Here is a 22,942-nt window from a genome sequence, read left to right as displayed (position 1 = left end):
CATCCTATGAAAAATCAACAACGCTGATTATACAGAAACTTTCTCAATAAATCAATAAAATCCGACAAAAAATGAGTTGTTCCGTGTAAAATCTGCGGTTTTCTCCATTAATACTCTTGAATTCACTTCATTACACTGAAATCCTTCGTTTTGCTGCGATTTTGACATTCATATAACCTGACATCACTTGCAGCCTTGTTCACTTCTTAGTCCATAAGACCAACCGGATAATTATATCACAGTGGCGGAGTTCTTCAACATTTTTATTTCAAATTTAAGCGGACCATCACACCAAAGGGCAACCTGCGGCACATTATAGTTATTTACCCGTTTTTCACTCCCGCTAACTGCTCAGCGCAATGTTACATCAGGTCTCTCCCATTCCATTCCATCCGGTTAGTATGTGTAACATGGTCTATCCCATACCTGTCCGGCCCCCGGATCAGAACATTCTTAGCCCTGCCCGTCACTTCGGGTGCGGATCACAGACGGCGGCTGTCCGCTGAGCTGCTTGAAGGCTTTGCTGAAATGAAATTCATCGCTGTACCCGCAGGCGGCCGATATCTCCTTCAAGGTCAACCTGGTGTACAGCAGCAGCTTCTTCGCGTGCTCATAACGGATTTCACTTAGATAACCCTTGGGACTCTGGTGCAGATATTGCTGAAAAAGACTGCGTAAATACGAGGAGGATATCCCGTAGCGCACCGCCAGATCATGAATATGCAAGGGGTCACTATAGCGCCGTTCCAGATCATCCTTGATCCGTAAAAACAGCTCGTACCCCTGCCCCCGGTCAGGGTGGGCATGAGCCTCGGCCTGAAGCAATTCGTTCAGGAGCTGATAGAGCAGCGATTGCGTCATGAGCTGGCTTCCCGTGCTTGCGGGGACCCAGTCGGCAGCAATCCGGTGGAACAACAGGCTTAGCTGTTTGCCCTGCTCCTTCCCCGGCTTCACCAGGAAGGGCAGCGGCAGCACCTCCAGCGGCTCTACCCTGCCCCGGTTATCCGCAGAAGGCGATAAGGTATAGAGCGAGAGCAGGATCATCGTGATCCGCAGTGGCTGTGCACTTCCGCTCTTCATCTCCATGGACAGCCCCGGCCGCAGATAGAACAGCATACCCGGCGAGACCGGGTGCTCATCGTCCGTACGAAAGACACCCTCCCCCTCCTGAATCCAGTACAAGCTGTGCACGTTCATATTCTGGCGGATGTCACTCCAGTGCGGGAAGGTGATTTTATCGTGAATCCAGTGAATATCTATAGCCAGGTTCTGCAGAACCTTCTCCACCTCCGGCTCCCCCCTTCCGTTCGGACTGTCATTCTTGGAATTAGCATAGAAGACGGAAGCGTTTTTGACAAGCAAGTCATGGTCTTTATGCCATGTTTCCGCCCTCCCAAGGCTGCTACACTTAGGGAATCAACGACCTCAATAATGAAGGAGAGAATCAGATGTATGAACCCTTACCCGCCTCACGGAAGGCGCTGGATTATATGCCCTGGATCGGCCCGTCGGCACAGGAGCGCCCGGAGCAAATCCAGTACCAGCAGCAGCTTGCTGCGGAATACCCCTGCACCTTCGGGGAGTCCTGTTACGTCTCGCCGCAGGCGGTTGTCTTGCCGGATAAGCTTCAGATGGGCGACCGGAGTTATATTGCCGGGGGAGCGGTTGTCCGCAGCGCCCGGCTGATCATGGGCAGCGACTGCTCCCTCAACAGCTACAGTGTATTGTCAGGCGATATTACCATGGGCGACGGGGTCAGGATTGCTTCCCATGCCAGTATGTATGGCTTCAACCACGGCTTCGCTTCGGCGGATATCCCGGTCTTCCGCCAGCCCTGTACGGTCAAAGGGATTATCATCGGGGACGATGTATGGATTGGGGCCAATGCTGTTATTCTGGACGGGGTGCGGATCGGTTCGCACAGTATTATTGCTGCCGGTGCCATAGTTACCAAAGAGGTGCCGCCTTACAGCATAGTTGGCGGCAACCCCGCAAGGGTAATCCGCACCCGGCTGGCCGGGGATGCAGCAGCAACGGCGGAGATTATGGAAGCTAAGGAGGATTCAGCGATGACAACGGAGGATCATGGGGGAGGAGCACAGCAGGTTGCTGGCGCGGCCCCGGCTTCCAGCAGGCTCGGGCTACAGCTCGCGGATTTCGGCAGACAGGTCCAGGAGCAGCTTGTTCCCCTGCTGGAGTACTACTCCGAAAATACGGAGGGGGAGAAGCTGTTCAGGGACCGGCCGGGATATAAGCGGACCGGCCGTGCTTACTGTGATGCGGTGGAGATTGCAGCGATGTTCGGCAGCCTGCCGCCGGGCTGGACGCAGGCCGAATTGGTCACTACCTTGCAGGGATTCCAGGATGCCGGGACAGGGCTGCTGCCCGACCCGTGGTCGCCGCCCGGACCGGAAGACCGGCCGGAGCTGTTAACCGACCATCTCTCGCGTTATCATCTGCTCGCTGTAGGTTATGCGCTTGAGGTGCTGGATTCTGCTCTGCCCTTCCCCGTTGCGGTTGTCGAGAATATGGATACCCCCAAGCTCTATCAGCAGCTTAATGATCTGCCATGGGAGAAGAATGCCTGGGGCGGGGGAGACTGGATTGACTGCTACGCCACGGGCCTGTATCACAACCTGAAGACCTTTGGCTCCCGCAAGCGTCCCGATGATCTGTTCGGCTGGCTGGCGACTCACTGCCGCACAGACTCCGGCTTGTGGGGCCTGCCCACAATGGAGGAAGGCTGGCTCCAGCCGGTGAACGGCTTCTACCGGCTGACCCGTGCAACCTACGCCCAGTTCGGCCTCCCGCTGCCGTACCCGGAGCGCAGCATAGATACCGTACTGGCCCACAGCAGGGACCGCCGGTTCTTCCGCGCAGAAGTACTCAATGCCTGCAACGTGCTGGATGTTGTCCATCCGCTCTGGCTGTGCCTGAAGCAGACTGGTTACCGGCAGGAGGAGATCCGCGCCTGGGCGGAGAACATGCTGGGCGAGGTGCTGGGATACTGGGTGCCGGATCGCGGCTTCGCCTTCCAGCTATCGCAGCAGCAGGACACCGGACTGCAAGGAACCGAGATGTGGCTGAGCATCCTCTATCTGCTGGCTGATCTGTGCGGTGTAAGTTCAGCGCTGGGTTACTCTCCTAAGGGAGTTCACCGTCTGGAGCCCGCCTTCCTGTTATCTGCGCAGTAACACACCTACTGATACTTTTTCATAAGAAAAGTGTGATTTTCCCTCAAAGCATGTAAAAGCAGCTGTCCCAAAAGCCATGAAATGGCTGCTTGGGACGGCCCTTTGTTTTGGAGTAAGATCAACGTGAGCACTTGGGTGGACGCTGCGCGAACGGACCGTTGTTCCAATCGCTGTGCTCTCCAGATTTTTTTCATTCCCCTTAGCGGTGAAAATCCGGAGACCAAGGCGACCGCTGCCGCTTTTCCACAATCGTTCCGTTCTCTCCGCTGTTTAAGCGGAAAATGGACGACAATATTTATAAAAACTCAAAAAAAGAAACCTCTCTTTTGTTAAAATGGAGTTACCACACAACCATTTCAAAGGAGGGGTTTCTTTGTACATTCAATATACCATGGACCAACTTTGCTTGCCAATGGATCTCGAAGAAGATATTCCTTCGAACCACCTCGCTCGTGTCGTTAACACCGCTGTGAATCGGCTGGACGACTCCATCTTTGACGCTGCTTATCCTGGCGGCGGCCGCGACAGCTACCATCCCAAAATGCTTACTAAAGTCATGATCTACGCCTACACCCAACGCATCTATTCCTCCCGTCAAATCGCCAAAGCGGTGCGTGAGAGCATCCCCTTCATGTGGCTAGCCGGACGGCAGCGACCTGACTTTCGTACGCTGAATCGCTTCCGTTCCCAGCGGATGAAGAATGTCCTTGAAACGGTATTTACCGCCGTGCTTCAGTTTTTGGCTGACGAAAAATACATTTCTCTGGAGCATTACTTTGTGGACGGAACCAAGATTGAGGCCAACGCCAATCGCTATACCTTCGTATGGGGCAAAGCCGTTAGTAAACATAAGTCCAAGCTGCAAGAAAAGGTACAGACTTTGTTTGAGGGCATTGAGGCTGCAGAGAAACAAGAAGAACAGGAACACCGCGGCCAGGACCTAAGCGAACTTGGCGAGTCCGCTGAGATCAGCAGTGAGAAACTCGAACAAATGACTCAGGCGCTGGAGTCACAACTGCTCGAAAAACCCAAAGACAAGCCCCTGAAAAAAGCCGTTCGGAAGTTGCGTAAGGATTTGCTCCCCCGACTGCAGAAGTACGAACAATATCAAAAGCTGCTTGGGGACCGGAACAGTTTTAGCAAGACCGATCCAGAGGCAACGTTTATGCGGATGAAAGAAGATCACATGCGAAATGGCCAACTGAAACCGGGATACAATATGCAAATCGGGACCGAAAACCAATTTATTTTAACCTACAGTATACATCAAAGACCAACCGACACCCGCTGTTTAGAGCCGCATCTGGAAAAAGCCCAGCAGATCCTAGGAAAATGGCCAAAGACAGTCATTGCGGATGCAGGCTACGGCAGCGAAGAAAACTACGCCTATCTGGAAAAGAAAGAGATACAGGCGGTGGTGAAGTACAGCAGCTACCACAAGGAAAAGACTAAAGCCTGGAAAGAAAATGTTGGTAAAATCGAAAACTGGACATACGATACAGCTGAGGATCACTGGACGTGCCCAGCTGGGAACAGGCTGCATTTCCACAGGGAAAGCAAGGAGACCCTAGAAAGCGGCTATGAAATTCGCAGACGGCATTACCGAAGCAGCTCCTGTGAAGGCTGCCCTCTAAAGGAGCGCTGTACGAAAGCGGCAGGAAATCGGGAGGTGGTCGTCAGTCTGGAACGGCTGCGATACCAGAACCAGGCACGGGAAATTCTACGGAGTGAAGAGGGCTACGCCTTAGCGGTACGCCGAATGACGGAGCCGGAAAGTGTATTCGGACAACTGAAGAACAACCGGGGGTTCCGGCGATTTCTGCTTCGCGGCGTGGAGAAAGTGACGCTTGAGGTCGGATGGCTTTCCCTTGCTCATAATCTGCTGAAGCAAGCCGCCAATGACCAAAAACGCAGAGCAGCGATCCTCCAATAACGGGAGAATCGCTGCTCTGCTCACTTTTTGTAGCATTAAGAATGAAGAGAACGGTCTTCCGCCGTAGAAAATCTACTTTTGGGACAGCCCCTTTTGCTTATTCCTTGTACTGATCCATGCTGTCCCGCAGAAGCTGGAGCACCATATCTCTCAGCCGGGGTGGGGATAGCACCCGTACATCGGGGCCGAAGCGGATAAGCATCCGGGCCGTAAATGGGAACTCTTCTAGCGGAACCGGACCGCTCCAATGACCGTCCGTAACCGTATTAAAAAAGGGGGTGTCTTTGGCGAGGCGCGCCCCAAAAGGGGAAAACCGAAGCAACACCTCGGCTGTCTCACGGTTCTCGGGAGTTTGCATCCATTCGGTGAGGGAAGGAACTTCGGGATCAACCGGGCCAGTCCTCTCCACGTTTTGAATCCGGTCCACCCGGAAGAGGAGCACCTTATCCCCGTTACGAGCTGGCATGTACCAATATCCGTTTTCGAAATATAAGCCGAAGGGATACAATATGTGCTCCTTTTCCCCTGTGGAGGCCCTATAGACGATCCGGATTTCCTGCTTGGTAATCGCTGCCTCCAAAATTTCCGTCGTCCAGGGTGCAGGCTCAGATAGTTGAATCATGCGGAAGGAAATGTGGCTGCGCATCTCATCAATGTTCGTCTGCACATCAGAAGGCAAGCTCCCGTAATATTGCACGGACAGGTGGGAGCGAATCGCATCAAACGGGAAGTCGGGCACCCTCTCCAGTATTTCAAGCATCAGAAACAAGCCGAGCGCCTCGCTGCGGGTTAACTGCAACGGAGGCAAAATACGGTTCTCCAGCGCCCGGTATCCGCCATGAGCTCCTTGCTTGCTGTATAGCGGAAAACCGATTTGCTGCAGGTAATCCAGGTCGCGCTGGATGGTCCGAACCGATACGTTAAAGCGTTCTGCCAGCTCACGGGCCGTAAACTTCTTTCGGGAGTCGATGATCCGCATCATGGTTAATCTCCGCTCGTTCATAAATGCCCTCCAATTACGACAGTTTTTGACGTAGTTGTATTGTAACATACAGATTAGAAGGGAGCCATTAGGGCGTTAGCAACTAATCTATCATTTGGATAATAAAATATAAATCGGAGGTGGATTCTATTAACGTCGATAACATCATAATCCAAGGAGCACGCGAGAATAACCTGAAAAACGTGAATGTCCGTATTCCGAAGCGGAAAATCACAGTCTTCACAGGTGTCTCGGGGTCAGGAAAATCTTCCTTGGTTTTCGACACCATCGGCGCCGAAGCCCAGAGACAGCTTAATGAGACTTTTACCGCATTCATCCGAAACCGTCTACCCCGATTCAACCAGCCGGATACCGATCTTATCGAGAATCTGTCTACGGCGGTTGTGATTGATCAGAAAAGACTCGGAGGCAACTCCCGTTCGACGGTCGGAACGATCACGGATATTTATGCGATGCTCCGGCTGTTGTTCTCCAGGATTGGCAAACCGTTTGCCGGCTATTCGAATGTTTTCTCATTTAACGACCCGGCCGGCATGTGTCCGGAATGCTCCGGTGTCGGAGAGGTAGTGCAGTTCGATGTGGAGAAGCTGTTTGACAGGTCCAAGTCGTTGAATGAAGGCGCAATCCTGTTCCCCGTATTTAAAGTGGGAAGCTGGTATTTGAATACGTATACTCATTCCGGCTTGTTTGACAACGACAGGCGGCTTGCCGACTATACGCAGTCAGAATGGCTTACCCTCCTCCACGGCAAAGCAAGCAAGATCGTATACCATACCAAAGGCGGCGATATCGAATCGGATTATGAAGGTCTGCTGCCCAAGCTCACCCGCCTGTATTTAAAGCGGGACAACAGCGAGATGTCAGACAGCAAACGCGAAACCCTTGACCGCTTTCTATCCTACAGCGAGTGTAACCTTTGCGGGGGAAGCCGGCTTAATCAAGAGGCCTTGAACTGCCGGATTAATGGATATAACATTGCAGAGTGCGCAGCGATGGAGATTGGCGGGCTAATAGAAATGATTGAAGCCATTCGGATTCCTGTTGCCGGTCCGATGATTGACGGGCTTCTAATCCGGTTGAACCATCTGGTATCTATTGGGCTGGAGTATCTGAGTCTGGACCGTCAAACTGCCACCTTGTCGGGTGGAGAGTCGCAACGCATCAAGATGGTCCGGCATCTGAGCAGTAGTCTTACCGACATGATCTACATTTTCGATGAACCGAGCGTCGGACTGCATCCACGGGATGTCCATCGTCTGAACGGCATGCTGTGCCGGCTCCGGGACAAAGGGAATACCGTACTTGTCGTCGAACATGACCGTGAAGTCATAGAGATCGCCGATTACATCATAGATGTCGGACCTCATGCGGGAACCCGCGGCGGAGAAATCGTCTATGAAGGGGACTTTGCGGGCTTGCTCTGCGCAGATACCTTGACTGGACAGTATCTGAAGCAAAGTCTGCCCTTGAAAACTTCAACTAGGGTGCCCAAGGGCCGGATGACCGCAACCGGCGTCAGTCTGCACAATTTGAAGGATGTGACAGTCGATATACCCGTCGGTGTGCTGACCGTGGTAACGGGAGTAGCCGGCTCAGGCAAAAGCACGCTGATTAACAGAGCATTTCTGCCGTCGCATCCGCAAGCGATTGTCATTGATCAGACGGCCGTAGGCACATCAATCCGCTCCAATCCGGCTACCTACACGGGGATGATGAACGAGATCCGCCGGCTGTTCGCAGCAGCCAACAAGGTGAGCGCTTCCCTGTTCAGCTTCAACTCCAAGGGAGCCTGTTCGAACTGTCAGGGTCTTGGGATGATCTACACGGATTTGGCCTTTCTCGAGCCGGTTAGGACGACATGTGAAATATGCGCAGGCAAGCGGTTCAGCGATGAAGTGCTGCAGTATACACTGAACGGAAAATCTATTAGCGACGTCCTCGCTATGACGGTACGGGAAGCTTCGGCGTTCTTCAGGAATAAGGAACTGCTCCGTCAAATGCAAACGCTTGAGGATGTAGGACTCGGATACGTAACGCTGGGCCAGCCCCTGAGCACCTTGTCGGGCGGGGAATGCCAACGCATCAAACTGGCCGGGGAGCTTCACAAGGAAGGCAGCCTCTATGTCATGGACGAGCCGACAACCGGACTACATATGTCCGATATCTCCCGTCTGATGGACATTATGAACCGCTTGGTGGACGGGGGCAACACGGTGGTGGTCATCGAACACAACCTGGATGTGATCAAAAGCGCAGACTGGATCATTGATATGGGTCCCGAGGGCGGCCACCGGGGTGGCCGAATTGTATTCGAAGGCACCCCGGTCCAGCTTGCTGCTGCAGAGCATTCGATAACGGGGGCGTATTTGCGCAAGGCAGAAACCAGGCCCTAAATAACGATATTAATTGCGTAGACTTAAGCGGTATTTGTCGATTGCAGGATAATCGGCAGTTCCGCTATTTTTCATGCATCAGTCAGACCAGCACTAAGGGCAGAAAAATATCATCAATAATCCCGGTGATCGTCTCCTCGGAGACCGGTTCATGGGTAGTAAGCAGCTCGTAGCGCAGCAGATCAGCGGGGAGCGAAATCACCCGAGCGGCAATCTTGTCCAGACGTACCTCTCCCCGTCTCTGCGCATTCTCCAGAATCGTCTTCATCACCGGATGCAGCTTGCTGCCGGCCTCAGGATGCATGATCTGCGGCAGCTTCGCAATAAGATCATTGCCGAGATGCTCCACCATCAGCCCGTGAATGGTTTCCGCACCGATACTCTGGAAAGGCTTAAAGATCCCCTGAAAAAACTGCAGCAGATCTGTACGCAGATCGCCTGAGTCCGGGACCGTCACATCAGGTTTAGGCATATGCTGCTTAATTGCAGCGATCACAATCTTCGCTTTATTCGGCCAACGGCGGTAGAGTGCGGTTTTATTGGTTTTTGCGCGGATAGCGATTCCCTCCATGGTCAGGCGGGCATACCCGGCTTCACCCAGCTCTTCCCAGGCAGCCAGCAGAATGGCTTGTTCCAGCACCTCTCCCCGGCGGCGTCCGCCAGCGGGCTGATTGTCATGCTTCATCTCGTCCATTTCGATTCCTACTTTCGGGATATTTCCGGATATAAATACTATGGCAAAAAAACGGCAGCGAAATATCTTGTTGCATTCTGGATGCTTTTACTTTATCTTAAGTCCATAAGATACGGTACGTACCGTACCTTATTGTATAGAGAGGAGCATTCATATGTCTGACGTTACAGTTAAGCCCAAACAAGCCCGGAAGGAGAAAATTGACCCGGCCATCCTCAAGGTTGCCCTCATCCTGGTATTCGGTGCGCTCGCGCCGTTATTTGACTCCACGATGATTAATGTAGCCATCAAGACGCTTACTTCAGATCTGCATAGCTCCGTTGCCGTCATCCAGTGGGTGGTTACAGGCTACGTGTTGACCATGGGTATGGCCATTCCTGTGTCCGGCTGGGCTGTCAACCGGTTCGGCGGCAAAAAAGTATACCTGTTCTCACTCGCCTTATTCATGGCAGGTTCCGTCCTCTGCTCCTTATCCTGGAACCCCGGCAGCCTGATCGGCTTCCGTCTCTTGCAGGGTATAGGCGCAGGAATATTAATCCCGACGATGCAGACTGTGCTCGTCCAGAATACCGGCGGCCGCAACATCGGACGCATCATCTCCATCATCAGCATTCCTACCCTGCTGGGTCCGATTCTGGGGCCGGTGCTTGGCGGAGTTATTCTTGACAGCTTGGGATGGCGCTTCATATTTTATGTGAATATACCGATTACCCTGGTCGCAGGTCTGCTGGCCTGGCGGGGGATTCCGGCGGATGAGCCTTCCACACGCAAACAGTCTCTCGACCTTACCGGACTACTCCTGTTGTCCCCCGCATTTGCTATTCTCATCTTTGGCATCGCCCAGATCAGTACCGGCGCCGGGCTGACTAGCAGCCAAGTAGCCATTCCACTCGCAATCGGCCTCATCCTCATGGCAGCATTCATCGTCTACGCTTTGCGGACACACATTGAACCGCTGCTGGATCTGCGCCTGTTTCAATCGCGCATTTTCTCCGCATCGAATCTCACGGTCTTCCTGGCCGGCATGGTCATGAACGGAGCACTGCTGCTCCTGCCATTATACTATCAGCAGGTACGCGGTGAAAGTGTATTGTATACCGGGCTGATGCTGATTCCCCAAGGAATCGGTATGCTGCTGACCCGAAGCTGGATCGGCAGTCTGTCTGACCGCATCGGCTCGCGGATTATTGTCATTCTCAGCTTGCTCGTTACGATTGCTGCGACACTTCCCTTTGCCTTCGCGGGTACGGATACAAATCTGATCCTGCTCGCGGTGGCGCTGGTCGTGCGGGGAGCCGCCCTGAACGGACTCCTGATTCCGGTAATGGTATCGGCATATATCGGGCTGCGCAAAGACCAGATCCCCCATGCCAGTATCTCGATGAAAATCTGCCAGACCATCGGCGGCGCGTTCGGGGCAGCGATACTGGCAACGGTTATTCAGCATCAGCTGTCCGGGCCTTCTGCCCATAATCCCGGGGCGGTTGCCAGCGCCTACGATACTGCCTTCTGGTGGTCGATTGGTTTTGCAGTAATCGCACTGCTTCCCGCACTTATGCTACCATCGCACCATAGCAGCACTATGACTCCCAAAGGATAGACAGCTACCTTCGGACGTCGGCCAAAATAACAAAATGCAAACAGCCCCCGGATCTCTTAGGACAGAGAACCGGGGGCTGCTTATGTGCTGCGTGTCACGGGAATTACCTACGGTTATTGCCCGAAGCCGACACGCGGACGTTCCCGTTCCTTAGTCTGCACATCTACCGCCCGGATCGAAGTGATTGGAATGTAGAGGGTCTGATATTCCGTACTGTATTTCACGAACCGCTCGTCCAGCTCCTCCAGGATTCCTCCTCTTACAGTAGTGCCATCCAGAAAATGAATCGTGACTTCCTGTCCCTTAAGCGCTGCCAGCATAGCTGATCGTCTCCTTCTTTTACAAATGGGTGATGATAGTGTCGATAATCCCGTATTCCAGTGCCTCCTCAGCCGACATGAAATAATCCCGGTCCATGTCCTTCTCCACCTTCTCCGCCGGCTGTCCGGTACGCTCCGCTGTAATCCGCACGATTTTCTCCCGGATCTGGAGAATGCGTCTGGCGCTGATGGCAATATCGCTGGCCTGCCCCTGCACCCCGCCATGCGGCTGATGGATCATAATTTCGCTGTTCGGCAGGGCGGATCTTTTGCCGGTAGCGCCTGAGAGCAGCAGCAGCGATGCGAACGAAGCCGCAAAACCGGTGCAGATCGTGTTGACTTGAGGTTTGATTACCTGCATCGTATCATAAATACCAAAGCCTGCGGTAGTCGAACCTCCCGGGCTGTTAATGAACATCTGAATATCCTTGTCCGGCTCATCCGCCGCGAGGAACAGCAACTGGGCGATAATGCTGTTGGCCAGCCCGTCATCTATCGCCGCACCCACGAATACAATCCGGTCCTTCAGCAGCCGTGAATAGATATCATAGGACCTCTCCCCTCCGGCCGTCTGTTCAATTACGTATGGAATTACACTCATTCTGATCTGCCTCCTCGGATCTGTCTCCTGTAATAGTGTTGGTGTTGATACCCTGTAAACGGTCCGGGGCAGCTCAAAGATACGGGCAAGAGGAACATCCGCTGTAATAAGGGGACCGCGTATCTTTTACAAAGTCCCGTTCGTTTATATAATAGAAGCAACCGTCTGAATCCCCAGCGAAGGAGAGGACCACAATGATGATTCTTGAACAGCACCGTATACCGGAGACTATAGAGTTGGACAGAATCCGTCTGGAGGAGCTGAGGAGCGTACTGCGCCGGTATTGCCTGTCGCTCACCCGCTCCAGCTATGGCGCCGACGATCTGGCGCAGGAGACCTGGGCCAAAGCGCTGGGATACCGCAAATTCACCGGAAGCCCCAATCCCGAAGCCCTGCTGCTGCGGATAGCCAAGAATACCTGGATTGATGCCGCCCGCCGCCAGAACGGACTAATTCATGCCCTGGAACGGTCAGGAACAGCACCAGATCCTGCCTCTGAAGCAGCAATGCCAGGTGATCTTGGTGATATGGAGCTGACCTTCCAGGCCCTGATCAACCATCTGTCTCCGCTGCAGCGGACTGCTTTTGTACTGCGCGATGTGCTGGGATATTCAGCCGCCGAGGCAGCCGTATGCCTGGGAACGACTGAAGGGGCCGTCAAGGCTGCTCTGCACCGGGCCCGGCTGGCCTTAGCGAAGGTCAGGGAAGAACTGGCGGAGCATGAGGGTCCGGCTCTTCCGCAGAACGCCGATTACCGGGCCTATCTCCGGGCGCTGGCCCACGCCTATGAGCAGGGCCAAATCCCAGTGATGCTGGAGCTGCTGCGCCAGGACAACGCCGGGAATGTAACTGCTGCGGTAAGTACCCATTCCATACAGGCCGTATATTCAGACAATGTAAGGTATTCCTACAGCTATGGAAGCCCTGCGACCTATGAGCTGCGGATGGCTGCCTAATGCTGATTGAATAAGGATTTAATGACGATTTTTGGAGCGGCGGATTACAATAGGACAGGAGTGTGATCGCATGAAGAAAGTACTTGTACTTGGAGGGACAAGGTTTTTCGGCAAAAGGCTGGTAGAGCTGCTTCTTGAGGACCAGAACAGCGAGGTCACCATTCTGACCCGGGGCATGACCGGCGATGCTTTCGGTGACCGTGTGACCCGGCTGGCCGTGGACCGGACGGATGAAACGGCACTGAAGCAGGCTGTAGGCGGTACGTCCTGGGATATCGTCTATGATAATATTTGCTTCTCACCGGATGAGGCTGCGGCGGCAGTGCGGATTCTGGCGGGGCGGGTGAAGCGTTATATCCTGACTTCAAGCTTGTCGGTCTATGACCCGCAGCCGGGGATGCTGACTGAAGCCGATTTCGATCCGGCACACTATCCGCTGAAGCCGGGCGGCAAAGACGATTTCAGTTACCAGGAAGGCAAAAGACTGGCGGAAGCGGTGCTGCTGCAAACGGCGGACTTCCCGGTGGCAGCGGTGCGGTTCCCGATTGTCCTGGGCACGGATGATTATACGCGCAGACTGCATTTTCACATAGAGCATGTACAAGCGGGGCAGCCGGTCGGTATCCCGAATCCGCAAGCGGAGATCTCGTTCATCCGTTCCGACGAAGCCGCCCGTTTCCTGCACTGGCTGGGTCTGGGCGGCGCTGTATTGACAGGACCGGTGAACGCCTGCTCGGACGGCACATTAACCATCGGCGGAGTGATTTCCATCATTGAACAGATTACCGGACGGACGGCTGTCATCCGGGATGATGCCGTTGAAGCGGATCAATCCCCTTTTGGGATACCGGAATCCTGGTTCATGGATACGGCAAAAGCCCGCAGCGCGGGCTTCAGCTTCCTGTCGTTATCCGATTGGTTCCCGGAGCTGGTGACTTCGCTCGACCGTTCACTTCGCAAGCACCAGTAAGTCCTTCGCCAGCTCTTTTGAGATTTCTTGCTGCGGTTCGTTAACAAGTATACTCAGGCCGGGCGCAGACTTATCCTGCACCGGTATTCCCGCAGGCAGGGGCCGGTGAATTCCGGCTTCTGCCTTGTTTTCTGTCTGTTGCGTCTGCTTCGTATGCATCTCCCGCTGTCGCTCGTCCTCGGTCTTCCCTTCTGTCTCCTGCTTCTCTTCGAGCGTTGCTTGCCTCGGCGCTTCTGTCTTCGCTTGCGCATCCACTTCCGATATCTGCACCTTTCCGCGAACCGTTGTATCGGCATACGATTGCTTCGTGCCGACTTCGGCTGCCTCCTGTATTTTGAACACATTGATCTCCCGGAACAGCCGCTGCGAGATATCATTAATCTCCTCGGCCTGCTGTGCAATATGGCTGATCGCCTGATCCTGCTGCGTGCTGGAAGCATTAACCTCCTGAACCCCGGCAGTGGTCTGTTCCGCCACGGAGGCTACCGAATGAACGGATTCAGTAAGCCGCAGGTTAATCATGCGGGTCTCTTCCACCTTGCGGTGAATTTGCCCGATCTGTGCGCTGATGCCCGTAATGGATTCATCAATGGCTTCGAAGGAAGCCAGAGTCTCCGCCACCTGATGATCCTGCTGCTCCAGGCTATCCCGGGTCTCCAGCATATATCCCTGGAATTCAGCCATTCCGGCCTCAAGCTCCTGGATAATACGGCTGATATGCACCGAGGAATCACTGGTCTGCACGGACAAATGCCTGACTTCTCCGGCGATGACCGCGAAGCCCTGGCCCGCAGCACCGGCCCTTGCCGCCTCTATGGCAGCATTCAGCGAGAGAATATTCGTCTGCTTCGAGATCTCTGTGATCGAATGGGTGATGCGTGAGATATCCTTCGACTGATTCACCAGCTTCTCCAGTGCCCCGTAAATCTTGCCGATCGACTCCCGGGAATGCCGGGAGATCTGGTGCAGCGCGGTGACCGTAGCTGCCCCCTGCTGCGTATTCCGGTTAGCCGTTTCACTGGTTGCCAGCATGACGTCCGTATACTCGGTGATGTCTTGAACCCCGCGGGCCAGCTCCTCCAGCAGCAGCGTGCTCTGCTCCGACTGAACCGCCTGCTGGCCGGCGCCCAGCGAGATCTCCTGAATGGTTCTGACAATATCCCGGTTGGTATGCGCCGTAATCTTCGAGGAATGCTGGAAGGAGTGCGAATAGTCCGCCAGCGAGCCCGCAGCAGACAACGTCTGCCGCAGCATTTCCTGCACCCGGCCCACCATATGGTCGAAATGATGGCTCAGCTGTCCAAGCTCGTCATTATACGGGGAGTTGATCTGCTGCCGCAGATCTCCGGCGGCGATCTGGCTGAGCGCAGCCTGCAACTTGCGCACCGGCAACAGGAATGAGCGGATCAGCAGCCAGGCGAGGATCAGCATGAACAGGAACACCCCGGCAGCGGCATAGGTGACGACCGAAACGGTATCATCCAGCAGCGCGAAGGAGACATTCTGCGCCTGTCCGGCATTTTTGGCAGCAGCGGTGTACAGCTCCCCGTTCGTCTTCAGCATGTCCTGATTCAATGCGAGCGCCTTCGTATGTATAACATCGCTTGTCTCCAACACACTTAGCGGGTCCAAGGTCCCGTCCGACAACACGGTTACCAGTTCCTGCGTTAGTTCCCCGTATGCTGCCGTCTGGTCAGCCAGACGTCCGAGCATCTTGAAGGCAGGCGTGCCCTGCTCAAAATTCACCTTGGCGAGCTCGGCAGACAACTGCCGCTGCTTCTCCTGTAAAGGTTCTGCCTGCTCCAGATCGCTGGATTCAGCGAATGAAGTCTCTGCACGGTTCAGCTCCTGGAGCTGCTGGGTGATGGTTGAGACGGTGATTCTATTCTCCATTTCGCTCTTTTGCCGTTCCATGGATCGCTCCACCTGATTAATCTTATGTCCCTGATACACAGCCACGCCCAGAAAAATAAGTGTAATGGCCGAGAAACTTAAAATCAGCTTCCATTTCATCGAAAAGTGCAGCGGGTTCCCCTTCAAAAGTATCATCCCTTCATATCAAGCCTGATTATGCAATAGGTATATTATGCTAATAACCTCATTGTAAAAGCCGGATATTAATTACTCTCTCAAGTTGTGTATGCGGAGCGTAAAGAATGTGTTGCGAAAGTGTTAACAAAGCGGCAAAATTTAAGTAAATAGTAGGATTGGAGTGCGGCTGGAGGGCCAAACATTCTCTGGAGTTACGGAATGTTCACCGCAGTGACGAGGAAGCTTCAAGTTCAAAGCTTAAGTGTTGCACAAGTTGCAACTTTGATTCATGGATACTGGTGGAATGCCAGGATTGTTATATAAAATGCAGGAATTCTCGCCGCCTAGCCACTTCGAGTAGAGGGAATGCTGTCATTTGTGCAACAATTCCGGATTAGGGGGATTTTATTGAAGGAGAAGCTGCATAATGTGCAGGATTTCAATCGGGAGAGGGCAGACAGAGAGCCGGAAGCAGAAGACAGAAGGGAATGAACCGTATCTATGAGTAACGAAAACAGGCTTGCCGCTGCAACAAGAGAAGAGTTGAGAAATTGGCTGCTGGTGAACAGCACGGCGGAAGGTTGTTGCTGGGTAGAGGTCAGTATGAAGCCGCTCCCGGATACGCTGCTGTACCTGGACGCCGTAGAAGAAGCGCTGTGCTTCGGCTGGATTGACGGGGTGAAGAAGGTGAACGCTGAAGGCAAGCTGATGCAACGGCTGTCTCCACGCAGCAAGCGGAGTTCATGGACAGAGCTTAATAAGGAGCGTGTCCGCCGCCTTGAGAAGCTGGGGCTGATGCGCGAAGAAGGCAGGCGGGTGCTGCCGGATATGGACATCCAGTCTTTTAGCATACACAAGATTATCGAAGAACGGCTGAACGAGGATGCGCAGACGGCTCAGAACTTCATGGCTTTTCCGGCGCTGTATCAGCGGGTGCGGATCGACACCATCCAGAGCTATATCCATCAGCCCGAACTATTCCAGAGCAGACTGGAGAAGTTCATCACAAGCACCCGGGAGAATATAATGTACGGGCAGTGGCATGACAACGGGCGTCTGCTGGATTATTAGTTCTGCTCTGTACTCCTCTAGCGTTCTGGAGGGATTCCGCAAACGGTACGGGTAGATGTAGATGTGCGATTTCGAGTTGAAAGTATGCGATTTGAAAGTAACTGGGATTTGCTTCTGGATGATAAGGAATTAGTTGGAAAAACGCAGCTTAATCTGGCTCATTTGGAGCGTTCGCGGAAATTAAGTGGATTAATGTTATTTATTCTCGTGCATTTTCCTTCATTATTCTGATTCCAGCATATTAAGTGCTTTTTTTCCAACTACGACTGTATTTGTACCCTTCCGCCCCTGAACAAGTGTTGAAAATCCAATTATTTCCTGAAGCAGCTCTGGTCCAGGCGCTGGCGCAGAAGTTAAGGCTAAGCGGATGTATGCGGAAAACCGAATACATTACGCTACGCGAAAGTAATCGGGCCGGATGTATGCGGAAAACCGAATACATTACGCTACGCGAAGGTAATCGGGGCAAATGTATGCAGAAAACCGAATACATTTCGCTGCGCGAAGGCGTTCGGGGCAAATGTATGCGGAAAACCGAACATATTTCGCTGCGCGAAGGCGATCGGGGCAAATGTATGCGGAAAACCGAATACATTTACTGTTAATGTTACTGGCGTGGTGCAGACGCTGGCGCAACAGCCATGCCCATGCCCAGCCCATACCGCTCCCGCCCTCTGGAATCGCTCAATTTGAGCGATTCACTTCCATATCATAACAGTCCCCCGTAACCGGGGGGCTGTCCTCATTCAGCCGCCGCTTCACTCACTCCCGGCGGTACACCCAGCAACCGGCCTGGCACAGCGCCGTCAGCGCAAGCCCGGCAGCGCCGGTGCCGGTGCGGCGGATCAGCGCCAGATCCGCCGGCGCTCCTGCGGCCAGGCCCGCGGCCGCAGGCAGGGCCATGAAGCCTGCCGGCTGCACGGACGCCATGTCCCAGGCGTCCGGCAGGCTGGCCAGGCCCGCGGCGCTAAGGCGCGCGATGTGGCGCAGCAGCATCTGCGCCGAACCCGCCAGCAGCCCGGGCTCGCCGGCGAGATGCAGCCGGCCCGCCGGGGTCAGCACGACACGGCCGCCGACCGGCGTGTCATAGCTGCCGGGCGCTAGCCCGGCGAGGGCAACGGCATCGCTGACCAGCAGTGCCTGCCGGCCCTTGACCTTCATCGCCACCTTCAGCACCTCATCCGGGAGGTGGAAGCCGTCGGCGATCAAGGTGCACCACAGCGCCTCTTCGGCGAGCTGGGCCCACAGATAGTTCGGATGGCGCGGCAGCATAGCATGGGCGCCATTGCCCAGATGCGTGGACAGCCGCGCTCCGGCGGCCACCGCTCCGGCAATCTGCGCGGCATCCGCTGACGTATGCCCGATCGAGACCGTCACTCCCTGCCGTACGCAGTGGCGGATGAATTCCGCGCTCCCCTCCCATTCGGGGGACAGCGTCACAAGGGAGATGCGTCCGCCCGCCGCCGCCTGCCACTGATCGAACAAGGCCGTATCCGGCGGACGGATATGCTCCAGCGCGTGTGCCCCGCGCGGCCCGTCCTCTGGCGAGAGAAACGGGCCTTCCAGATGGATGCCCTTGATCGTCGCAGCGCTGGCATCATCCTCCTCGCAGGCCCGGGCAATCGCCCGCATTGCTCCGAGAATCGTATACGGAGCGCCGGTAATGACAGTCGGGTAGAAGCCGGTTACCCCCTCCTTCCACACAGCGCGGACAGCCTCCTTAACGACCGCTGCGCTCAGCGCCGGATGGTTGAAGTCATATCCGCCATAGCCGTTGATCTGCAGATCCACAAGGCCCGGCGCAACCAGCGGTAGCTCTGCCCTTTCCTCCAGCGTCAGCTGCGTCTCCAGTGGTTCGATAGCAGCGATCTCCCCATCCTCCACAGTAACCCGGACCGGTTCGCCTGTCCGGTAATGCAGCGCGTCAATGTTCATGAGAAGACCGCCCCGAAGGAGTCGGTGTCCACAAACATCCGGCAATCCCCATGCTCCCGCAAGATGGTGGACGGACATGCTGTAGAGATGGATTCATGCAGTGTGCGGGTAACCGCACCGCGCTTGGACACGCCCGGCACCATGCAGAACAGCCATTGCGCGGACAGCAGGACCGGAATCGTCAGCGTCAAGGCCTGCTGCGGTACTTCTGCCAGGCTGGGGAAGCACCCGTCATTCACTTGCTGGTTCCGGCAGACCTCATCCAGCACCACCAGCTTCACAGGAAGCGGGTCATTGAAGTCGGCCACGGGCGGATCATTGAAGGCCAGGTGGCCATTCTCCCCAATGCCGAGGCAGACTATATCTATCGGCGCTTCCGCCAGCAGCCGTCCGTAACGCTTAGCTTCGGCTTCCGCACCGGCGGCAGGATTCAGATAATGGACCGTTCCCGGCGAGACCTTGCCGAACAGCGCCTCCCGGAGGAAGGTGCCGAAGCTCTGCGGCGAGCCTTCCGGCAGGCCGACATACTCATCCATATGAAATGCGGTAATCCGGCTCCAGTCCAGCTCCGGCGCAGCGGCAAGCTCCGCAAGGAATTCATTCTGGGAGGGTGCAGCGGCGAACACGATCCGCACCTGTGCCTTGGAGGCCAGCAGCGCCCGGATGGCCGCCGCCGCCTCACGCCCGGCAGCAGCTCCGAGCTGTGAGCGGTTCTCATATACGCGGACAAGCATGGCACCTGACAGTTCTGTATGAATCGGTTTGATGTTCAGCATGGGTAGTGCCTCCTTGTGCCTGTTGTGCCTGGTGTCTGTGCGGACCGGTTGCCTTCCTCCCCCCGGAACTCTCCGGGTGTAGTGCCTGTATGCAGCTTGAAGAGCTTCGTGAAATAGCTTTTATTCTCATATCCAAGCTGCTCGGCAACCTGCTCCACACTCTGTGAAGACTGGTCCAGCCATTCCTTGGCCTGCTCCATTTTGGTATGGGTAACATAGTGGATGAAGCTCATTCCGGTTTCTTTTTTGAACAGCCGGCTGAAATAGCTCGAATTCAAATGCGTGTATTCCGCCACCTCCTCCAGGGTGATTTTACGGTTCAGATGGCGGTCAACATACTGCTTCACCTTCTTGATCTCATCCCGGCGGGTCTCCTGATACATCTCGCGGATCACCGGCAGACGTTCGTTGAAGAATTGTAGGGACCATTCCTCCAGATGATCTATATGATCAATCGCCGTCAGGGTATCATGCAGCAGCTCCAGGGAAAAGGTGGACTGGAATTGCTGGCGGGCCATCAGCCGCATCTGGTTATCGTAGAGCAGCTTGAGCATCCACTCCTTCACCTGGCGCGGCGCATACCGTCTGGCACGGATGGTATCCATCCATTTCGACAGCAATGCCGCAAGCCTGTCGGCCGCTTCCTCCAGGAAGGCCTCACGGATCTCCTGCGAGGCTTCGGCATAATGGAGGAACAGATCCTCCTCCGTGAACGGCGGGAGCGTCTTCAGACTGCTCAGCTCGCCCGGCTTCAGATAGAAGGCATATTCACGGCCTTGACTAAGCAGCTCAATGATCCCTTCCCGGAAATGCCCGCCGCCTGCCGGTATACACAAATATTGAAAGGAAGCCGTAACCCCCGGCAGCGCTTGAATCGCGGAACGCAGCCTGCCGAGCATAGAGATATGGCCTGAGTCCGCGCCATTGCCCATCCCGCCGCTGAAGACGAGCACACAATCGCGCCCGCTGTAGGGCAGGCATACGGCAGCGGTGTCCTCCTGCCGCACGGCTTCGGCGGCGGACTCCACACATGACATTAGCGCAAGCTCCTCCGCTTCGTTCTCCCCGGCGTTGCCGCTGATCCGGCAGAGCACGGCTACATGGGCCGTGAGATCCGGCAGAATTCCCAGCTCGGCAGCATCCGCCCGCCATTCGCTGTCCGGCAGCTCCCGGGCAGCCATGCGCCGCAGCACACTTTGCTTCAGCAGCACCTTCTGGTTCTCGGCCATGCTTTTCCACTTCTGCGTCTGGGCTTTGTCGGCATCCCGGCGGCGCAAATCGTCGCCCAGCTCCCGCAGCAGCCCGGTAATCAGCTCGCGGCTGATCATCTCCTTCAGGATATAGTCGCTCACCATCAGCTTCACCGCCTGCTGGGCGTACGTGAAGTCATCCATGCAGGACAATACCACTACACGCAGCTCTTCGCTGCGCAGCTTCAGCTCGCGGATCAGCTCCAGACCATCCATATAGGGCATTCCAATATCCGTAATGACAATATCGGGCATACCGGCCTGCGCTTTCTCCAGGGCAACCAGACCATTCTTGCAGGCAGAATGCAGCGTTAATCCAAGCTCGTCCCACGGGATCACCGCCGAGAGAAAGTCCAGTACCGGCTGATCATCATCCACCAGCATTACGCTATACATCGCTTCCACGCTCCCTTTCATAGCCTTGATCCGGAATCTCTTCAGGCAGCTCGAACCGGAAGGTAGTCCCTTGACCGGGCAGGCTGTTAATCGTGATCTGGAAGGCAGCACCGTAAGTCAGATACAGCCGCTCATAGACATTGGACATTCCGATATGGGCCAGTCTGCTGGACGGCATCGCTTCCTTCTCTTTCCATTCAGAGCTTAACTCGGCCCGCAGGCGGCCCAGGGTCACCTCATCCATCCCCTGCCCGTTGTCTTCGATCTCGATCAGCAGCCGGTGATCCTGCGTCCGGGTCCGGATCAGAATACGTCCGCTCTCCTGATGCAGGCCATGAATGTAGGCATTCTCGATGACCGGCTGCAGCAGGAACCGGGGGATTTTCACGCCAAGGCTCTCCGAGGTGCAGTCTGTATCCAGCGTAACCTCCTCGGACTGGCGGAAATTCAGCAGCTCCACATAACTCCTGACAATATGCAGCTCATCATGCAGGGTCGTGTACTCGTCCCGCTGTTGAATGGTCATCCGCAGCAGCCGGGAGAGCGAGAACAGCAGCTCCGCATTCTCCTCATCGCCGCGCATTATGATGCGCAGGCGGATCGAATTCAGAATATTGAACAGGAAATGGGGATTGATCTGCGATTGCAGCATCGCCAGCTCGGCCTTGCGCTTCTGCGCCTGCTCCACCTTGATCTGGATAATCATCCGTTCCACCCGGTCCAGCATATGGTCGAAGGACTTGCCCAGCCGTCCAATCTCATCATAGCCGCGAACGCCTGAGCGGATGCCCAGCTCTCCCCGGTCCACCCGCGCCGCCACCTGATCCAGCCGGATCACCGGCTTCGTGAACTGGCGGACCAGCAGAACCAGAATCAGCAGGAAAAAAGCGCCCGATACGATCTGCACAGCACTGCTCCAGCGGTGGGTCGCACTGATCTGGCTCACGGCCTCACGGTATGGCGCCAGGCTGACAATCCGGTAATTCCCGTACGGAATCTCCAGGCTGCTCAGCAGATATTGCTCGCCCCGGTAATCCATGAATCCGGAATCCGCCGAATGCTTCACAGCATCCATAAGCGCAAACGGCTGGCCCAGCCGGGCCTTGTCCCTGGAGGCAAGAACGGTTCCGTCGGGCGCAATCAGCAGCGTCTCCTGCCCCTGCCGGCTGTCATTAAAAATCTGGCTGATCCGGCTCTCGGCAATACTGATGATCAATGTTGCATAGGTTGAATCGGAGGACAGCTTGAGATTCCTGGCAATGGTCAGCACCTGCGGGCTGCTTGGGGCAGCGGTCGGGATATAGTTAGCAAGCACACCCGCCCAATACAGCTCGAAGGCAGGCTGCTGACGGGCTTGTTCCATCCAGGGCTGCTTCAGCAGTGCGCCGACATCCAGCTTGGCGTAAGCATAGTTTGAATAATATTGTCCATCTGAGGTGAGGACGGTGACGAACGTTTTTTCCATCATGGAGGTGACGCTGTTCAGCTTGTCCGTAACCTCTTTGAAATCGAGAATGTGCTTGGCGTTATCAGGCTCGTGCAGCTTATTGCGCTGCCAGTTTTCTTTGAGAATAAGAGTGATGCCGGGGTCGAACTGGATATAATTCGCCACCAGCACCATATTGCTGAGAAGGTTAGAGATATATAGGCTCTCCTGCTCCAGCGAACGGCGTTCATTCTGAATCACCTGGGAGCGGAGGATATGCTCGGTGTAGGAATTGGAGATATACAAGGTAATAGAGGCGGGAAGCAGCAGACAGAGCAGAGAAGCGACGAGCAGCTTATTGCGAAAACCGAGTCTCCATCCTCTAGGCAGCAA

The 22,942-nt window shown here is 55.1% G+C and carries 17 protein-coding genes; 7 read left to right on the top strand and 10 right to left on the bottom strand.

Going from position 1 to position 22,942, the window contains the following annotated elements; genetic code table 11:
- Window positions 1-453 precede the first annotated feature (453 nt).
- The gene (locus tag KDC22_RS10520; RefSeq protein WP_211722979.1) at window positions 454-1,362 is read right to left on the bottom strand and encodes a helix-turn-helix transcriptional regulator; all 909 of its coding nucleotides are present in this window, start codon (window positions 1,360-1,362) and stop codon (window positions 454-456) included.
- Window positions 1,363-1,448: 86 nt separating this feature from the next.
- Here KDC22_RS10520 and KDC22_RS10515 point away from each other — a divergent pair, with 86 nt between their 5' ends.
- Both KDC22_RS10515 and KDC22_RS10510 read left to right on the top strand, forming a co-directional pair.
- Window positions 1,449-3,194, top strand: a complete 1,746-nt coding sequence (locus KDC22_RS10515) for an acyltransferase (RefSeq protein ID WP_211722978.1) — start codon at window positions 1,449-1,451, stop codon at window positions 3,192-3,194.
- A gap of 373 nt (window positions 3,195-3,567) precedes the next feature.
- A complete protein-coding gene (locus KDC22_RS10510) occupies window positions 3,568-5,127 on the top strand; it encodes an IS1182 family transposase (protein WP_211722977.1) in 1,560 nt (519 codons plus the stop codon).
- Window positions 5,128-5,224: 97 nt separating this feature from the next.
- Here the strand turns inward: KDC22_RS10510 and KDC22_RS10505 are convergent, their stop codons facing one another.
- Window positions 5,225-6,130: a helix-turn-helix transcriptional regulator gene (locus KDC22_RS10505; protein WP_211722976.1), complete on the bottom strand. Its 906-nt coding sequence runs from the start codon at window positions 6,128-6,130 to the stop codon at window positions 5,225-5,227.
- A gap of 119 nt (window positions 6,131-6,249) precedes the next feature.
- Between KDC22_RS10505 and KDC22_RS10500 the strand changes: the two genes are divergently transcribed.
- Window positions 6,250-8,523, top strand: coding sequence for an ATP-binding cassette domain-containing protein (locus tag KDC22_RS10500; protein ID WP_425517022.1), 2,274 nt, complete (start codon window positions 6,250-6,252; stop codon window positions 8,521-8,523).
- 82 nt (window positions 8,524-8,605) lie between these two features.
- On the opposite strand, the gene KDC22_RS10495 is transcribed toward KDC22_RS10500, so the two are convergent.
- Entirely contained in the window at window positions 8,606-9,217 is a 612-nt protein-coding gene (locus KDC22_RS10495; protein WP_211722975.1) for a TetR/AcrR family transcriptional regulator, read from the bottom strand.
- Between the two features lie 154 nt (window positions 9,218-9,371).
- On the opposite strand from KDC22_RS10495, the gene KDC22_RS10490 reads away from it, so the two are divergent.
- Window positions 9,372-10,817 carry an MDR family MFS transporter gene (locus tag KDC22_RS10490; protein WP_211722974.1) on the top strand — a complete coding sequence of 482 codons (1,446 nt, stop codon included), beginning with the start codon at window positions 9,372-9,374 and terminating at the stop codon, window positions 10,815-10,817.
- A gap of 113 nt (window positions 10,818-10,930) precedes the next feature.
- Here the strand turns inward: KDC22_RS10490 and KDC22_RS10485 are convergent, their stop codons facing one another.
- Both KDC22_RS10485 and KDC22_RS10480 read right to left on the bottom strand, forming a co-directional pair.
- Complete coding sequence (locus tag KDC22_RS10485; RefSeq protein ID WP_173139063.1) at window positions 10,931-11,137, bottom strand: hypothetical protein; 207 nt, start codon at window positions 11,135-11,137, stop codon at window positions 10,931-10,933.
- 19 nt (window positions 11,138-11,156) lie between these two features.
- Complete coding sequence (locus KDC22_RS10480) at window positions 11,157-11,738, bottom strand: ATP-dependent Clp protease proteolytic subunit (protein WP_211722973.1); 582 nt, start codon at window positions 11,736-11,738, stop codon at window positions 11,157-11,159.
- 194 nt (window positions 11,739-11,932) lie between these two features.
- On the opposite strand from KDC22_RS10480, the gene KDC22_RS10475 reads away from it, so the two are divergent.
- The gene (locus tag KDC22_RS10475; protein ID WP_211722972.1) at window positions 11,933-12,694 is read left to right on the top strand and encodes an RNA polymerase sigma factor; all 762 of its coding nucleotides are present in this window, start codon (window positions 11,933-11,935) and stop codon (window positions 12,692-12,694) included.
- A 70-nt stretch (window positions 12,695-12,764) separates the two neighbouring features.
- Complete coding sequence (locus KDC22_RS10470) at window positions 12,765-13,664, top strand: NAD-dependent epimerase/dehydratase family protein (protein WP_211722971.1); 900 nt, start codon at window positions 12,765-12,767, stop codon at window positions 13,662-13,664.
- On the opposite strand, the gene KDC22_RS10465 is transcribed toward KDC22_RS10470, so the two are convergent.
- Window positions 13,644-15,677, bottom strand: coding sequence for a methyl-accepting chemotaxis protein (locus KDC22_RS10465; protein ID WP_211722970.1), 2,034 nt, complete (start codon window positions 15,675-15,677; stop codon window positions 13,644-13,646). The two genes, KDC22_RS10470 and KDC22_RS10465, sit on opposite strands and share 21 nt — an antisense overlap.
- 519 nt (window positions 15,678-16,196) lie before the next feature.
- Here KDC22_RS10465 and KDC22_RS10460 point away from each other — a divergent pair.
- A complete protein-coding gene (locus KDC22_RS10460; protein WP_173139053.1) occupies window positions 16,197-16,766 on the top strand; it encodes a YdeI/OmpD-associated family protein in 570 nt (189 codons plus the stop codon).
- A 762-nt stretch (window positions 16,767-17,528) separates the two neighbouring features.
- Here KDC22_RS10460 and KDC22_RS10455 read toward each other — a convergent pair.
- Genes KDC22_RS10455 through KDC22_RS10440 form a run of 4 tightly spaced genes read right to left on the bottom strand, consistent with a single transcriptional unit; the run spans window position 17,529 to window position 22,942 of the window.
- Window positions 17,529-18,701 carry an N-acetylglucosamine-6-phosphate deacetylase gene (locus KDC22_RS10455; RefSeq protein WP_211722969.1) on the bottom strand — a complete coding sequence of 391 codons (1,173 nt, stop codon included), beginning with the start codon at window positions 18,699-18,701 and terminating at the stop codon, window positions 17,529-17,531.
- Entirely contained in the window at window positions 18,698-19,477 is a 780-nt protein-coding gene (locus tag KDC22_RS10450) for a glucosamine-6-phosphate deaminase (RefSeq protein WP_211722968.1), read from the bottom strand. Before KDC22_RS10450 ends, KDC22_RS10455 begins: the two co-directional genes overlap by 4 nt.
- The gene (locus tag KDC22_RS10445; RefSeq protein ID WP_211722967.1) at window positions 19,471-21,144 is read right to left on the bottom strand and encodes a response regulator transcription factor; all 1,674 of its coding nucleotides are present in this window, start codon (window positions 21,142-21,144) and stop codon (window positions 19,471-19,473) included. Before KDC22_RS10445 ends, KDC22_RS10450 begins: the two co-directional genes overlap by 7 nt.
- Window positions 21,116-22,942, bottom strand: coding sequence for a cache domain-containing sensor histidine kinase (locus KDC22_RS10440; RefSeq protein ID WP_211722966.1), 1,827 nt, complete (start codon window positions 22,940-22,942; stop codon window positions 21,116-21,118). Before KDC22_RS10440 ends, KDC22_RS10445 begins: the two co-directional genes overlap by 29 nt.

Source organism: Paenibacillus tritici (assembly GCF_018207515.1).
GTDB classification, from domain to species: domain Bacteria; phylum Bacillota; class Bacilli; order Paenibacillales; family Paenibacillaceae; genus Paenibacillus_AQ; species Paenibacillus_AQ tritici.
Note: the sequence above shows the minus strand (reverse complement) of the source record. Positions and strands in the feature narration are given on the sequence as shown.

Bases quoted from the DNA above. Each gene is read 5' to 3' on its own strand.
- KDC22_RS10515 (WP_211722978.1), top strand. From the start codon at position 1,449: ATGTATGAACCCTTACCCGCCTCACGGAAGGCGCTGGATTATATGCCC.
- KDC22_RS10505 (WP_211722976.1), bottom strand. From the start codon at position 6,130: ATGAACGAGCGGAGATTAACCATGATGCGGATCATCGACTCCCGAAAG.
- KDC22_RS10495 (WP_211722975.1), bottom strand. From the start codon at position 9,217: ATGGACGAGATGAAGCATGACAATCAGCCCGCTGGCGGACGCCGCCGG.
- KDC22_RS10490 (WP_211722974.1), top strand. From the start codon at position 9,372: ATGTCTGACGTTACAGTTAAGCCCAAACAAGCCCGGAAGGAGAAAATT.
- KDC22_RS10485 (WP_173139063.1), bottom strand. From the start codon at position 11,137: ATGCTGGCAGCGCTTAAGGGACAGGAAGTCACGATTCATTTTCTGGAT.
- KDC22_RS10480 (WP_211722973.1), bottom strand. From the start codon at position 11,738: ATGAGTGTAATTCCATACGTAATTGAACAGACGGCCGGAGGGGAGAGG.
- KDC22_RS10475 (WP_211722972.1), top strand. From the start codon at position 11,933: ATGATGATTCTTGAACAGCACCGTATACCGGAGACTATAGAGTTGGAC.
- KDC22_RS10470 (WP_211722971.1), top strand. From the start codon at position 12,765: ATGAAGAAAGTACTTGTACTTGGAGGGACAAGGTTTTTCGGCAAAAGG.
- KDC22_RS10465 (WP_211722970.1), bottom strand. From the start codon at position 15,677: ATGAAATGGAAGCTGATTTTAAGTTTCTCGGCCATTACACTTATTTTT.
- KDC22_RS10460 (WP_173139053.1), top strand. From the start codon at position 16,197: ATGAGTAACGAAAACAGGCTTGCCGCTGCAACAAGAGAAGAGTTGAGA.
- KDC22_RS10455 (WP_211722969.1), bottom strand. From the start codon at position 18,701: ATGAACATTGACGCGCTGCATTACCGGACAGGCGAACCGGTCCGGGTT.
- KDC22_RS10450 (WP_211722968.1), bottom strand. From the start codon at position 19,477: ATGCTGAACATCAAACCGATTCATACAGAACTGTCAGGTGCCATGCTT.
- KDC22_RS10445 (WP_211722967.1), bottom strand. From the start codon at position 21,144: ATGAAAGGGAGCGTGGAAGCGATGTATAGCGTAATGCTGGTGGATGAT.